The organism is Clostridium estertheticum subsp. estertheticum, from assembly GCF_001877035.1.
Lineage (GTDB): Bacteria > Bacillota > Clostridia > Clostridiales > Clostridiaceae > Clostridium_AD > Clostridium_AD estertheticum.
On sequence record NZ_CP015756.1, the window covers coordinates 4,607,501 to 4,622,873 of the forward strand.

Below are 15,373 nucleotides of genomic sequence, written 5' to 3' on the forward strand. Positions count from 1 at the left end.
GAAGCACCGTCCTTACGTCTCCACCTTCAAGTTCTTCTTCATCGTATGCATTGACTAAGAATGCAAGAACAACTCTATCTGCTCCAAGTGATGGCTCTATACAATATGGTACATATTTTTCATTAGTCATAGGATCTAAGTAACTTAAGTCATTTCCTGAATGTTCCATATGTTTCTTTAAATCATAATCAGTTCTATCGGCAATTCCCCATAACTCTCCCCATCCAAAAGGAAACAAGAATTCTATATCACAAGTAGCGTTGCTATAAAATGATAATTCCTCTTTATCATGGTCTCTAAATCTTAAATTTTCTTTCTCCATTCCCAAGTTATATAAGAAGCTAGCACAATGTTCTTTCCAATATTTAAACCATTCTAAATCTGTACCCGGCTTACAGAAAAACTCCAATTCCATTTGTTCAAATTCTCTTGTTCTGAAAATAAAGTTTCCTGGTGTTATTTCATTTCTAAAAGCCTTACCTACTTGACCTATACCAAATGGAATCTTTTTTCTTGATGCTCTTTGGACATTTTTAAAGTTTACGAAGATACCTTGAGCAGTTTCTGGTCTTAAATATATATCCGATTTTCCATCTTCCGTTATTCCTTGAGATGTTTTAAACATTAAATTGAACTTTCTAATATCAGTGAAATTATTTTTGCCACATTTAGGACATACTATTTTATTTTTCTCCAAATAATCTTTTAACTCTTCATTTGTCCATCCATCGGCAGTAGCTACTTCTGCTCCAAGACTTGTCATATGATCTTCTACTAATTTGTCTGCTCTAAATCTAGCTTTGCATTCTTTACAATCCATTAGTGGATCTGAAAACCCTCCAACATGACCTGTTGCAACCCATACTTCAGGATTCATTAGTATAGCGCAGTCAACTCCTACATTATATGGACTTTCTTGAACAAATTTTTTCCACCAAGCTTTTTTTACGTTATTTTTAAATTCAACCCCTAAAGGACCATAATCCCAAGAGTTAGCGAGTCCTCCATATATATCAGATCCCGGAAATACAAACCCTCTAGTTTTGCACAAAGTGACAATCTTATCCATGCTTTTTTTTAATACCATTTTAATACCTCCTAAATTTTCAATATAAAAAAAGGACTATACCGTAAGGGACGAAATTTACTTCCGCGGTTCCACCCTTATTGGCACATGCCCTACTCTAAGTTTTATACACTCAAAAGTTCCTTTCACAATAATACTTTGATTGTTTACACTAGCCACAATCTCTCTTATAAAGTATTACTACTACTCTTCTTTATCATAGTGAAATATTTTATTATATTAATGTATCATTAAATCTCATATTATGTTTAGTTTATATAATTATAGTGTTTATATAAGTAGCTTAATTACTATAATATATATTTCAAATAAAAAATGGCTCCGCGAAAAGGATTTGAACCTTCAACCTATCGGTTAACAGCCGAGCGCTCCACCGTTGAGCTATCGCGGAATAACATTATTTTTAACTCTAATGACATTATACCACGTATAATTAAAAATGCAATAGTTTTATTTTTATTAAAACAAAATATTGAAAATCACTAGGTTAATATTTTATATACTAATAACTATATTTAAAACAAAAGGGCATTTTAGTTTAACTAAAATACCCCTTATATTACTGAATTGGTTTCATTGTAGGGAATAGTATAACATCTCTTATTGAATAAGCATCAGTTAGGAACATTACCAATCTATCAATTCCTATACCAAGACCTCCTGTTGGTGGCATTCCTGTTTCTAATGCGCTCATAAATTCTTCATCTATTAAATATGCCTCATCATCGCCTAATTCTCTTTCTTTAGCTTGTTGCATAAATCTTTCTCTTTGAACAACTGGATCATTTAACTCTGAATATGCATTGCAAATTTCTCGTCCAAATATAAAACCTTCAAATCTCTCTGTAAACTCTTCATTCCCTCTCTTCTTCTTTGTAAGAGGGGATATTTCTACAGGGTAATCACATAAGAATGTTGGTTGAATTAATTTTTCTTCCACATATACTTCAAATAATTCATTTAGGATATCTGCTTTTGTACAATCTTTTAATTCTTTTTTAAATTCTAGATGTTTTTCCTTAGCTATAACTCTAGCTTCTTCATTAGTAGCTATTTTAGCAAAATCTACACCTGAATATTCTCTTACTGCATCTACCATAGTAATTCTCCTCCATGGTGGTGTAAAATCTATTTCAGTTCCTTGATAATTTACTTTTGTTGTTCCATGAATTTTTTCACAAACATAAGCTATCATATTTTCAGTGATTGCCATCATATCATTATAATCCGCAAAAGCTTCATATAATTCTATCATTGTGAATTCTGGATTATGTCTTAAATCAGTTCCTTCATTTCTAAAGTTTTTACCCATATCATATACTTTTTCAAAGCCAGCAACAATAAGTCTTTTTAAATATAACTCAGTAGCAATTCTAAGATACATATCAATGTCTAACGCATTATGATGTGTCATAAATGGTCTTGCTGCAGCTCCTCCTGCTATTGGTGATAGTATTGGAGTTTCAACTTCTAAAAAGCCTTTATCATCTAAGAATTGTCTAATAGCCTTGACTATCTGTATTCTCTTTAAAAAGGTATCTTTAACTTGTGGGTTAGATATTATATCTACTTCTCTTTGTCTATATCTTAAGTCAGGGTCTTTTAATCCATGCCATTTTTCTGGAAGCGGTTTTAGGGCTTTTGCTATTAGCTGAAAATCAACTATATGTAGTGATATCTCTCCAGTTTGTGTAACAAACGTTGTTCCAGTAACACTTAAAAGATCTCCTATGTCAAAACTTTTATATTCTTTTAATTTTTCTTCGCCTACTGCATCTATTTTTATGTATAATTGGATTCTTCCATATCTATCTTGTAAATCAGAAAAACCAGCCTTACCATGAACCCTTTTAGACATAAGTCTCCCTGCTACAATAACCTGAGTTCCTTCTAATTTCTCATAATTGTCCTTAACCTCTTGAGATGTATGAGTTCTCTCAACTTTGTACACATCAAATGGATCCTTGCCTTCTTCTTTTAAAGCAGTTAACTTTCGTCGTCTTATGGTCACCTGTTCATTATATTTAGATTCAAGTTCATGCATGCTTTTTTCATCGTTCTTTTCTTCATTCTTTTTTTCGTTTGACATTACTACCCCTCCTACTTTTCTCTAGGTCAGAAAATAATTATTAATAATTAAGTCTACCACAGTTTTTATATATATGTGTTTTATATATGTATATATTTCTTTAGGGCACCTACCAATTATAAATTGTTAAGTACCCTTATTGTTTGTAACCGATTTATTGTTTATAAATACTCGTTCTATAATAAATGACTTTTAAATAATTACCCACGTCGTACTTCTAATATTTCATATTTACTAATACCATCCGGTACAGTAACCTCTATAATTGCTCCTACCTTCTTACCAACAAGCGTTCTTCCAACTGGCGATTCATATGATATTTTATTTACCATTGGATCTGCTTCTGCTGATCCCACTATATAAAATTCAACCTCTTCATCAAATTGATAGTCCCTTACTTTGACTATAGCTCCAATACTCACTACATCTTTTTTAATATCGTTCTCATCTATGACATTTGCATTTCTAAGCATATTTTCCAATTGTAGTATCTTTCCCTCTACAAACGCTTGCTCATTCTTAGCATCATCATACTCCGAGTTTTCACTCAAGTCTCCATATCCAAGTGCTACTTTTATCTTTTCTGTTATATCTTTTCTTTTGACGGTTTTAAGAATTTCTAATTGTGCCTCCAACTTTGTAATTCCCTCATAGGTCATCACGTATTGTTTTGGTTCACTCATATATTTCTCCCCTTTTAAATTTTTATTACATAAGTTAATAACTATTTATAAAATCCACTATAAATTAACAATCCCATGATATGTTGCTCCCCCATCACGATATTGTTTTTTAAGTATATCCGAAATCCACTTTATATAATATAAGACTAATAAGTCAAATTAATGAATTATTCGGTCTAAAATTTATTATTATAATAACAATCATGTAACCATTTAGCCATTATAAATCAGAGAGTCGATATTGTCAATATATTTTATTGACATATGCTAACTTATCACATTCTTATTTAATTTTATATATGCTGTTTTAATATCATAAATTTCATCATTTGTTACATTTAGAGCTACATATAAAATTGGATTCATCCATACACACCTTATAAATTAATGTATTACTATCTTATTCAGTGTTAAATCTATAAATTCATGTTTTAACTATATATTTATAGTCTTCTATTAAACTTTAAACAATCTTCAAAAACTCTTTGTACTCTAAAAGCAATTGCTTAACCTCACCATAATTTTTTTTAGTATTAATTTTATTCTTAATTTCTGTGCAATTGGTAAGGCCTTTAATATACCAAGCTGTGTGTTTCCTCATTTCTCTAACTGCCTTAATTTCTTCATAATATTTTACAGCTAAATCCAAATGCCTTATGCACATATCTATTTTCTCATCCTGCGTAGGGTATATGACCTCTTCTTTATTTATTGCCTGCATAACTTCTCTAAAAATCCATGGATTACCCATAGCCCCTCTTGCAATCATTATAGCATCGCAACCAGTAATTTCTTTTATCCGAATAGCATCCTCTACAGAAAATATATCACCATTACCTATCACTGGTACTTTAACACTTTCTTTCACAGCCCTTATAATATCCCAATCAGCTTTGCCTTCATACATTTGTTCGCGAGTCCTGCCATGCACCGCAATAGCATCTATACCAGCATCTTCCATGTATTTAGCAAATTCTACAGCATTAATACTATCTGAATCAAAACCTTTTCTAAATTTGACTGTAACAGGCTTTGTAGAAACCTTCTTCATTTCTTTTATTATTTGAGCTGCAAGTTTAGGATTTTTCATTAAAGCAGATCCCTCACCATTTTTCACTATTTTATGTACCGGACACCCCATATTTACATCTACAATACATATATCATCCCTTGTATTGAAAATTTCACAAGCACTAGCCATAATCTTAGGATCATTTCCAAATATCTGAATAGCTACAGGTTTCTCCTCGCTCGATATTCGCATAAGCGACTGCGTATTACTACTACCATAATACATTCCTTTAGCACTTACCATCTCAGAATACAAAAGGCCACAACCTAGTTCTTTGCATAACCCTCTAAATGCAATATCTGTGATTCCTGCCATAGGAGCTAAAAAAACATCACTTTTAAATTCGACATTTGATATTTTCATTAAATCCTCTCCTTGGTCGCTGTAATATTAATGACTTCTGAAATGTCATTAAAGCCCCTATTCCCTATTTTTCTCATAAATCATTCTAAGCCCTTCTAATGTGAGATTGGGATGGAACTCATCAATAGCCGAAGAGTTTTTGGTTATTAAGTTTGAAAGCCCTCCTGTTGCAACTACAAAAGGTTCTTCTTCTCCCACATTAATCATTTCACTTTTCATTTTATTAACAATATACTCTACCTGTCCAATATATCCATATATTATCCCCGACTGCATACTTGCAACAGTATTTTTGCATATAACTGTATCTGGTTTTATAAGCTCCACTCTCGGTAACTTTGCAGCTCTCTCAAACAAAGCTTCTGAAGCTATTTTGATACCAGGGCATATTGTTCCACCTAAATAATTAGCATCTTTACTTATAGCACAAAAGGTTGTAGCAGTTCCAAAATCAATCAAAATTAATGATCTATTATAAATTGCATGAGCAGATACAGCGTTAACAATCCTATCTGCACCTACTTCTTTAGGATTATCGTATTTTACATTTATACCAGTCTTTATACCTGGTCCAACTATCATAGGTATTAAATCAAAATATTTTCTTATCATATGTTCTAGTGAATACATAATATTTGGAACAACAGAGGAAATTATTACTCCTTTAATGTGTTCTACCTTTATGTTTCGCTGATGAAATAATTGCATTACTTGAATCCCATATTCGTCAGCAGTTCTTTTTGCATCAGTAGAAAGTCTCCACTCCACAAGTAATTCCTTTTCCTTAAAAACTCCTAATACAGTATTAGTATTTCCAACGTCTAAAACTAAAATCACTTTATACACCGCCTATATAATATAAAACGACTTACAAGTCGCTTTATGATTTTCCTATGTTAAAACATATAATAACACATCAAATACAATAAAACATCTATATAAAACATTGCTAATTTATCAATCTAATTCTAACAATTTGAATATATTTGTCAAGTTAAATATTTATAAAATATTTTATATCAAATACATTTCATCAAAGTATTTATTTTCATTTTTAATGATATATATTGTCATCCAAAAATAAGGATGTTATAGATATAGTCTACAACATCCTTATCAAAATAAAGCAATAACATTAATTTTTTAGAATAGACCTGTAATAGTACCATCTTCAAAGATATCCATCTTATTCGCCGCTGGGATCTTTGGAAGACCAGGCATTGTCATTATATTTCCCGTTAAGGCCACAATGAACCCAGCTCCATTAGATATAGTAATTTCTTTTATATTTATTGTAAAATTTGTTGGTCTTCCCAAAAGCTTTGGATTATCTGACAAAGAGTTTTGAGTTTTAGCAACACATATAGGAACCTTGTCTAACCCAAGTTTTTCTATTTCAGCAATTTGCTTGTTTGCAGAAGGACTGTATTCTACGCCATCTGCTCCATAAATTTCCTTGGAAATAACATTTATTTTTTCTTTTATAGAAAGTTGCACATCATATAGAACCTTAAAATTACTTTTATTATTTTCAATAGTGGCTATTACTTTACTCGCGAGTTCTAGTCCTCCATCTGCGCCATTTTCCCAAACCTCAGTCAAATCTACTTTAACACCTTTTTTAACACAAAAGTCTTTTATACATTCGATTTCTTTTTGCGTATCTGTAACAAATTTATTTATTGCTACTATTACCTGAACTCCATATTTTTCAATATTCTCTATTTGTTTTTCTAAGTTTCCAATTCCTTTTGAAAGTGCTTCCACGTTAGGTTCGTTTAATTTATCTTTTTTTACTCCACCATGATGTTTTAGTGCTCTTATCGTAGCCACAAGAACCACGCAATCTGGTTTTAATTTGCCATATCTACATTTAATATCAAAGAATTTTTCGGCACCTAAATCTGCTCCAAATCCGGCTTCAGTTACAACGTAATCTCCTAACTTTAAAGCCATTTTTGTTGCTAGTAGACTATTGCAACCATGAGCGATATTAGCAAAAGGTCCGCCATGTATTATGGCTGGAGTATTACCTAATGTCTGAACTAGATTTGGTTTTATAGCATCCTTCATAAGTAGTGCCATCGCACCATTAACAGCTAAATCTTTACAATAAACCGGGTTACCCCCTAGGTCATATGCAACCAATATTCTACCCATTCTTTCCTTTAAGTCCATAAGGTTACTCGCCAAACATAAAATAGCCATTATTTCAGACGCGACAGTTATCATAAACCCATCTTCACGTGTAAATCCATTAGGTTTACCACCAAGTCCAACAATAATATGTCTTAAAGCCCTATCATTCATATCCATGACTCTTTTAAATATAATTTTTCTGCTATCAATTCCAAGAACGTTACCTTGCTGAATATGATTGTCTATAGCTGCTGATAATAAATTGTTAGCGGCAGTTATAGCATACATATCACCTGTAAAATGCAAATTTATATCCTCCATTGGCACTACTTGCGCATATCCACCGCCAGCAGCTCCACCTTTAATACCGAATACTGGTCCAAGTGATGGTTCTCTTAAGGCTATCACTGCATTTTTACCTTGTTTGCATAAGGCCTCGGCAAGTCCTATTGTAACAGTAGATTTCCCTTCGCCTGCTGGAGTAGGATTAATAGCTGTAACTAATATTAACTTCCCATCTTTTCTATTTTCATTTCTTCTTAGTACATCAAGCGAAATCTTTGCTTTATATTTTCCATATAAATCAATATCATCTTCACCTAATCCCATCTTCTTTGCAACTGCACTTATATGTAACATCTTAGCACTTTGTGCAATTTCTATATCACTTTTCATATACTTCACCCCTTATATATAAATTAAACAGAAAGCATTCCTTTATAGAAATTATTCCTGTTATAGTTCTAAATATAATTTTATTATCATCTCTTGTGGTACATATATATATTTTTTAATTTACTTAATTGTATTAATTACTAAAATTCATACATGTTTATTCCCTTATAGAACCAACATTTTATATTATATCACAACTTATATCAAATGTTTAAATAGAAGTTAAGTAAATCTTCAGAAGATTCTTATGATAAAATATTATTTAATTTATTTTTAGGCTAAAAAAAGACATACAGTAATTTCTGTATGTCTTTTAACTTCAATAATCTATGATAATTCTATTTCAGATGATTCTGTTCTAGCAATTATAGCCTCAAATTCAGCACCCTCTAATTTTTCTTTTAAAAGTAATTCTTGAGCTACCGCATGAAGTTTACTTATATTCTCAGCAAGAATCTTTTCGGCTTTTGCATATGCTTCGTCAATAAGATCTTTAACTTCTGAATCTATTTGGAAAGCTACTTGTTCACTAAAGTTTCTACTTTTACCTAAATCTCTTCCAAGGAATACTTCATTATGGTCATTACCAAAAGATATTGGTCCAAGCTCATCACTCATCCCATACTCCATGACCATTTTTCTTGCGATAGCTGATGCTCTATCAATATCATTTTTAGCACCAGTGCTAATATCTTTCATTATTAGTTTTTCTGCAACTCTACCACCAAGCAGTCCAACCATCTCATCTTTAAGCTTTAACTTTGAAGTATAAGATGTATCTTCTTCAGGCAAATGCATTGTATATCCACCTGCCATACCTCTTGGTATAATGCTTATTTGATGAATAGGATCTGATAACGGTGAATACTTCATTACCACCGCATGCCCTGCTTCATGATATGCAGTTAATTTTCTATCTTTTTCACTAATGACCCGGCTCTTTTTCTCAGGTCCTGCAATAACTCTAGTTACCGCTTCATCAAGCTCTACCATTTCTATAATCTGTTTATTTTTTCTTACAGTAAGCAATGCAGCTTCATTCATTAGATTTTCTAGATCTGCACCAGTAAATCCTGGTGTTCTCTTAGCTAATACATCAAGCTTTACCTCATCTGCTAATTGCTTATTCTTAGAATGTACTTTAAGAATCTCTTCTCTTCCCTTAACATCAGGTGCACCTACTAATATATGTCTATCAAATCTGCCCGGTCTTAAAAGAGCCGGATCTAGTATATCTGGTCTATTGGTTGCAGCTATCATGATTATACCTTCATTAACACCAAATCCATCCATTTCAACTAATAACTGATTTAGAGTTTGTTCTCGTTCATCATGACCACCACCAACACCAGCACCTCTTTGTCTACCTACTGCATCAATCTCATCAATAAATATTATACAAGGAGCACTTTTTTTGGCTTGCTCAAATAAATCTCTTACTCTTGAGGCTCCAACCCCGACAAACATTTCTACAAAATCAGATCCCGATATACTATAAAATGGGACTCCTGCTTCTCCTGAAACAGCTCTTGCAAGTAAAGTCTTACCTGTACCTGGTGGACCAACAAGTAATATTCCTTTAGGAATTCTTGCACCTGCATCTAAGTATCTTTTAGGTTGTTTTAAGAAATCTACAACTTCTGCAAGCTCGTCCTTTTCTTCATCTTCACCCGCCACATCATCAAATGTAACTTTCTTCTTATCAAGCGTTGCAATCTTGGCTCTACTTTTGCCAAAATTCATTACCCCTCTATTACCGCCACCGCCGCCGCCTTGCGATTGTTGCATATACATAAACCAAAACGCTACTAGCATTAAAACAATAAGAAGTGTTGGTACTATTTGCAACCACATCGGCATGCTTGCTGGTTTTATATATGTTTCTGTAACTTTGTCATTTGGATGTTCATCCATAACTTGCATTAATCTCGATAGTGGAACTATCGTTTCATATTGCGTCCCGTCAGTTAATTCTCCCGTTATTGTTTTATCTTCTCTTACTTGAACACTTTTAATATCTTTCTTAATCCACTGTTCTTGGAATTTATCAACACTGAGTGTGGTATCCTTTTTATCAGCATCTTTAAAGGTCACCGCTGCAAAAATCACAAGCACAAATACTACGAGCCAAACTGATGCACTAGAAATCTTTTTCATTAGAACCCCCCCTCTCTTTTCATTTATTATGAAATTTTATCACATTAAAAAGCACTTGACAATAATATATATATTAATAAGTAATTATTATAATACACACTTATTTATAAATTTCATCTTTTAATATTCCTATATACGGTAAATTTCTATATCTTTCTGCATAGTCCATGCCAAACCCTACAATGAAAAAGTCCGGTACATCAAACCCTACATATTTAACATCTATATCTACCTTTCTTCTTTCTGGTTTATTAAGTAAACATATAATTTCTAAACTATTTGGTTTTCTTGCAGATAGACACTTCATTAGATATTTGAGTGTAACACCTGAATCTATAATGTCTTCTACTATAAGTACGTCTTTTCCTTGAATTTCAAAGTCTAAATCCTTAAGTATTCTTACAACTCCTGAAGTTTTAGTTGAATTTCCGTAACTCGATACTGCCATAAAATCCATTTTACATGGAATTGTAATTTCTTTTAACAAATCTGACATAAATATAACTGAACCCTTTAAAATACCAATAAGTATAAGATCCTTACCATAATAATCTTTACTTACCTTTTCACCCATTTGCCTGATTTTGTCCCTTAATTGTTCTTCATTGTAAAGTACCTCTTTAATATCGTTATTCATTTTTATTCCTCTCTTCCAATTCTAATCTGCAATACATTTTTAGTATCCTTTGACACCTTGAATTTTTCACTAACCCTATACCCAACTACCCAACTTATATCATCCCCAAAACATATTAAAGGTATTTCATTTCTTTGAGACTTAGGTATTTTTAAATCAATAAACAAATCCTTTATTTTTTTATTACCATTCATACCAAGTGGCATGAATTTATCCCCATTTTTTCTATGCCTTAGTATTATCGGCTCTTTTATCTGATCATAATCAAAATATTTAATATAATCAGTTCCTGTAAATTCAGTAGATTTTAGTTTGGGTATAACATCAATTTTTACTACCTTGTTTAAAGAATGAATAATATTCTCCTCATTAATGTTTAAGTAATATAGATTATCATTAGCTTCACTCTCTTTTACACATATATGTATATGTATATCTCCATAACAATTTTCAACTATTATGTTTTTCGGCAACATTATATTTTTGCCTGTATCATGTTTTTGAAGTTCTATAATACTTAATACATGAATTTCTTCAAAATTGTATAAATTATGATTCACAGCAAGTAAAGCCCCTCTAATTATTCTACTTAGAATTGCTTCATGCAAACTAAATGCACTCTTATTTATTATAACTCTTTGCTGACTTATCTCACAATGTTTTTCATATTCTTTCTCAGAAACAATTTTCAAAAAATCATTGTCTTTTTTCACAATGTTTGATAATCGATTTAATGTTTTAATTATATCTTTATTAAAATTTTCTTCCATGTATGGAATAAGCTCAAGCCTAACCTTGTTTCTTGCATAAATATTTTCTAAATTTGATTTATCTATCCTAGGATTAATGTTATTAGTAGAATTGTATTTTTCAATTTCTTTTCTACTAAGTTTAAGTATGGGCCTTACATATATTTTGTCGCGAACTGGTTTAATACCAACCATTCCCTCAATGCCTGTTCCTCTCATTATCCTCATTAAAATAGTCTCAGCTTGATCATTTGCATTATGGGCTAGTGCAACCTTATTAGCATTTAATTTAATTATAAGTTCCTCAAAAAAATTATATCTAACTTCTCTTCCTGCCATTTCACAAGATAAGTTTCTTTCCCTAGATACTTTATGTATATCCACTTTATTACTATAAAAAGCTATATTCAAACTCTCGCAAGTTTTTTTTGCATATTCCTCATCCTTATCTGATTCTTCTCCGCGAAGACAATGATTCAAATGTGCACCTATAAGTATAATTCCAAGTTTATCTTTAAGTTCATTTAAAATATAAAGCAAACATGTGGAGTCAGGTCCACCAGAAACCGCAACTATAACTTTATCGCCTTCATCAAACATTGAATTTTCTTTTATAAAACTCATTACCTTTTCTGACAAAACTTTCACTTCCCAAATTTATTTTTGAAATGTTCTACGCTATATCTATTTTGTAGATATTAATCCCATATTACTATATCATACTACAATATAATATAGTAACATATATCCTCCATTTTTTTAAACATTTTTTAAGCATCATTCTAAAAAGATAAAAATGAAGAATCTAAAGAAGGCTATCGCCTTCTTTAATTATTTTCTCCATTTTAATTTTTTGTATATATTAATATAAACTATATATTTTTGAAACTAGGACAGTCATATCATCCTTTACCTTATTTCCGCTTAATTTTTTTGCCTGTGCGAGCAGACCTTCAGCTAAATCCTTAGGATTATTACATTTGTTTTTACCCAAATAATCAACTACCCAATCTACTCTACCTACATTTTCATCATTATAATCTAGTACTCCATCACTAACCATAACTATAACATCCCCATTTTTTATCTTCATTTGTTGAATGTCTATATCTGCCTTATCTAAAACACCAATGGGAAGCGATTTAGATTTTATGATCTCTAAACTATCACCAGATTTTAAAAATGTTGCAACTGCTCCTACTTTTAAGAAATCAATTTTGCCAGTATATAGATCTATACTACTTAAATCAATTGTTGAAAATTTTTCTTCTTCAGAAAATCTCAATGTCATTATCGAATTTACAGTATTAATAGCCGTAATTTTACTAAATCCTGCCGATGTAAACTTTTCTATTAATTCAACAGCAGCCTCGCTCTCTTTACCTGCTTGGGGACCCGATCCCATGCCATCGCTGATAACTGACATATAGCTTCCATCGGAAAGCTTGCCAAAGCTATAACTATCTCCGTTTTGTTTTTCCCCTTCTTTACACTGCCTAGCCACACTTGATACTACATGAAACTTAGGTGTTTCTTCAATATTTACCTTACACATGTTCGTCTTTGAATCTATGCAGCACCCCTCATCACTAACGCACATAGATTTCGCTGTAACTCCATTTATAATAGGTAATAAATCCTTAACACACATTTGCCTTCCACTACAAGCATCAAGCGATAATTTAATACTAAGTCTTCCTAGTTTATCATTCAAACACATAAGATCATTGTGCTTAATTCTATTTTTATCTAAAGCTCTGCATACAAGTTTCTCCATAGCAGAATCTATTTGAATTTCAGAATTAAAATCCTCAACAATTTCCCCTACAGAATCTGCCATATTACCAATCTGATTTGCTAAAAGCTCCCTCCCCTCGCTAAGTCTTGTTCTCCACATTTCATTTATAATGTGTTTATTAACAATATCCTCTGTATTTTTAAGTATAGCAGTTCTCTTTATACATTTTCTTTCAATTTCATTAGGTACAATATTACTTTTTTTCTCGAAATTACGAATTAATTCTTCGAATGCTGCATATGTATAATGTAATTCTCTTTTCCAGCACATCGATTTCATATTGCAATTACTACACACCCTATCTGCAAGATTTTCAACGAGCGCGCTACTTTTACCTTTCATAGCTAACTTATCATTATCTACTAGATTATTTACTATATCCGACATATTAGAAAGTACATCCGAAAAATTATTTAGTCTCCCTACAAATGTATCCTTAATTTTATTTATATAACCCTGCTCTATGCTTTGCTTTTTTTTATCCGAATTAAACTCTATGGATAATTTATCGTAAGTGTTTTGTGGTATTAGTAGAAATATTACCCCTGCCACAAACGCTTCAAACAATATAAATGTAGATCCAGTATTACAATATATCTTTATTATTGAAAAAGCTACTAAATAAGATATAACACTTAAAATTTTTCCAGTCTCCTTAAAAATTCCTGTTATTAAACCACATATGCCATACATTCCTATAAACACAATCATATTTGGCGATGACATGCCTACAATGATACCCATAGCAACTCCCGACGCAGCACCTGCTCCACTTCCATTAATGTATGCTATCATTATAACAAATGTCAGACCTAAAATATTTGTGATTGATATAGTGAAAACACTGAGCCCCCAAGTACCTGCTATAATTAATGAACTTATAATTGACATGCTTATTATTTCTTCATTTGAAAATATATGTTTTGTTCTAATCTCATTAAAGCATAAAAGACTATAATCAAGAATAAAATATAAAGGAAAGATACATAAAACCAGAAAAAACGAATTTAGAAACGCCATTAAAGGACTTATCCTAACTATAAAAAAATTATAGATAAACAATTCGAACATAATAATAACAAGCATACTAGCTAAAGCTCTAGTTTTAACTTCCATTTTTTTAAATACACGGCTTAAAAGGGCAATAGTAACTATTATTACTAAATATGATGGTAAATTGTTTAAATTTTTATATAAAGTAATATAGCCTAAAAATGTACCGCTTGCTGTGATTATTGGAATTTTATCATCATTTACAAATATTATAGCTATTAAGAAAGCTACTCCAAATGGTGCTGTATTATTAATAAGAATAACTCTGCTTATTAATAATCCAATCGTAAAATAAAGAATTCCTCTTAAGATTAAATTAACATTCAATGCATTTTTCTTTTGTATTTCGTCCTTTACCTTTCCAACTCTTTCATATGGAAATATATCAATTCCGTATTGCATATTACAAATCACCCACCTTTAATATTTAGGTCTTCATTATAACAAATTCATATGGAAATAATTGTCATAAGGTGAGATCATTGTATATTTTTTATGAGACAATAAAATTTATATTTTTTATTACATAATTATACATTTCCCTATAATATAAAAAAACCTACTATATTAATATAGGGGGCTTTAGATTATTAAATGAAGCTTGTCATTTCTTGCAATTATATATTCAAGAAATTTATACTTATATGTTTTTTATAATCATTTTAAAATAAGCGAAAAAATAACTCATAAGTTTCCTTATGAGTTATGGTAGCGGAAATAGGACTTGAACCTACGACCCTTCGGGTATGAACCGAATGCTCTAGCCAGCTGAGCTATTCCGCCATATTTGGTTGCGGGAGTAGGACTTGAACCTACGACCTTCGGGTTATGAGCCCGACGAGCTACCAACTGCTCCATCCCGCGATATTTA

10 protein-coding genes, 3 tRNA genes and 1 other annotated feature (1 of these 14 only partly in view) are annotated in these 15,373 nt (G+C 31.4%); all 13 genes read right to left on the reverse strand.

All coding sequences use genetic code 11. The annotated features are described in order from the left end of the window. Nucleotides 1-1,087: the 5' portion of a glycine--tRNA ligase gene (locus tag A7L45_RS21465; protein WP_071614661.1), read on the reverse strand. Its footprint begins 305 nt before the window's first position; 1,087 of the gene's 1,392 nt are visible here — the first part of the coding sequence; the start codon lies at nt 1,085-1,087; the stop codon falls past the left edge of the window. A 43-nt stretch (nt 1,088-1,130) separates the two neighbouring features. Further along, nucleotides 1,131-1,296, reverse strand: a binding site (T-box leader). Between the two features lie 107 nt (nt 1,297-1,403). Next, nucleotides 1,404-1,478: transfer RNA gene (locus A7L45_RS21470), tRNA-Asn, on the reverse strand. A gap of 168 nt (nt 1,479-1,646) precedes the next feature. Further along, nucleotides 1,647-3,131 carry a lysine--tRNA ligase gene (lysS, locus tag A7L45_RS21475; RefSeq protein ID WP_372445268.1) on the reverse strand — a complete coding sequence of 495 codons (1,485 nt, stop codon included), beginning with the start codon at nt 3,129-3,131 and terminating at the stop codon, nt 1,647-1,649. Between the two features lie 245 nt (nt 3,132-3,376). Next, nucleotides 3,377-3,859 (reverse strand): transcription elongation factor GreA, encoded by a 483-nt coding sequence (greA, locus tag A7L45_RS21480; RefSeq protein WP_071614663.1) that lies wholly within the window; start codon nt 3,857-3,859, stop codon nt 3,377-3,379. Between the two features lie 463 nt (nt 3,860-4,322). Beyond that, the gene (dusB, locus tag A7L45_RS21485; protein ID WP_071614664.1) at nt 4,323-5,294 is read right to left on the reverse strand and encodes a tRNA dihydrouridine synthase DusB; all 972 of its coding nucleotides are present in this window, start codon (nt 5,292-5,294) and stop codon (nt 4,323-4,325) included. Between the two features lie 57 nt (nt 5,295-5,351). Further along, a complete protein-coding gene (locus A7L45_RS21490; RefSeq protein WP_071614665.1) occupies nt 5,352-6,131 on the reverse strand; it encodes a type III pantothenate kinase in 780 nt (259 codons plus the stop codon). Nucleotides 6,132-6,437: 306 nt separating this feature from the next. Beyond that, nucleotides 6,438-8,108, reverse strand: coding sequence for a formate--tetrahydrofolate ligase (locus A7L45_RS21495; RefSeq protein WP_071614666.1), 1,671 nt, complete (start codon nt 8,106-8,108; stop codon nt 6,438-6,440). Between the two features lie 327 nt (nt 8,109-8,435). Beyond that, nucleotides 8,436-10,265, reverse strand: coding sequence for an ATP-dependent zinc metalloprotease FtsH (gene ftsH / locus A7L45_RS21500; protein WP_071614667.1), 1,830 nt, complete (start codon nt 10,263-10,265; stop codon nt 8,436-8,438). A 100-nt stretch (nt 10,266-10,365) separates the two neighbouring features. Continuing rightward, entirely contained in the window at nt 10,366-10,902 is a 537-nt protein-coding gene (hpt, locus tag A7L45_RS21505; RefSeq protein ID WP_071614668.1) for a hypoxanthine phosphoribosyltransferase, read from the reverse strand. Between the two features lie 2 nt (nt 10,903-10,904). After that, nucleotides 10,905-12,299, reverse strand: coding sequence for a tRNA lysidine(34) synthetase TilS (gene tilS, locus A7L45_RS21510; protein ID WP_318011225.1), 1,395 nt, complete (start codon nt 12,297-12,299; stop codon nt 10,905-10,907). A gap of 214 nt (nt 12,300-12,513) precedes the next feature. After that, nucleotides 12,514-14,904 (reverse strand): stage II sporulation protein E, encoded by a 2,391-nt coding sequence (gene spoIIE, locus A7L45_RS21515; RefSeq protein WP_071614669.1) that lies wholly within the window; start codon nt 14,902-14,904, stop codon nt 12,514-12,516. A gap of 304 nt (nt 14,905-15,208) precedes the next feature. Further along, nucleotides 15,209-15,285, reverse strand: a tRNA-Met gene (locus tag A7L45_RS21520). A 5-nt stretch (nt 15,286-15,290) separates the two neighbouring features. Further along, a tRNA-Met gene (locus A7L45_RS21525) sits at nt 15,291-15,366 on the reverse strand. Nucleotides 15,367-15,373 lie beyond the last annotated feature (7 nt).

Excerpts from the sequence above, each read along its gene's own strand:
- A7L45_RS21495 (WP_071614666.1), bottom strand. The coding sequence starts at position 8,108 with ATGAAAAGTGATATAGAAATTGCACAAAGTGCTAAGATGTTACATATA.
- lysS (WP_372445268.1), bottom strand. The coding sequence starts at position 3,131 with ATGCATGAACTTGAATCTAAATATAATGAACAGGTGACCATAAGACGA.
- greA (WP_071614663.1), bottom strand. The coding sequence starts at position 3,859 with ATGAGTGAACCAAAACAATACGTGATGACCTATGAGGGAATTACAAAG.
- spoIIE (WP_071614669.1), bottom strand. The coding sequence starts at position 14,904 with ATGCAATACGGAATTGATATATTTCCATATGAAAGAGTTGGAAAGGTA.
- hpt (WP_071614668.1), bottom strand. The coding sequence starts at position 10,902 with ATGAATAACGATATTAAAGAGGTACTTTACAATGAAGAACAATTAAGG.
- dusB (WP_071614664.1), bottom strand. The coding sequence starts at position 5,294 with ATGAAAATATCAAATGTCGAATTTAAAAGTGATGTTTTTTTAGCTCCT.
- ftsH (WP_071614667.1), bottom strand. The coding sequence starts at position 10,265 with ATGAAAAAGATTTCTAGTGCATCAGTTTGGCTCGTAGTATTTGTGCTT.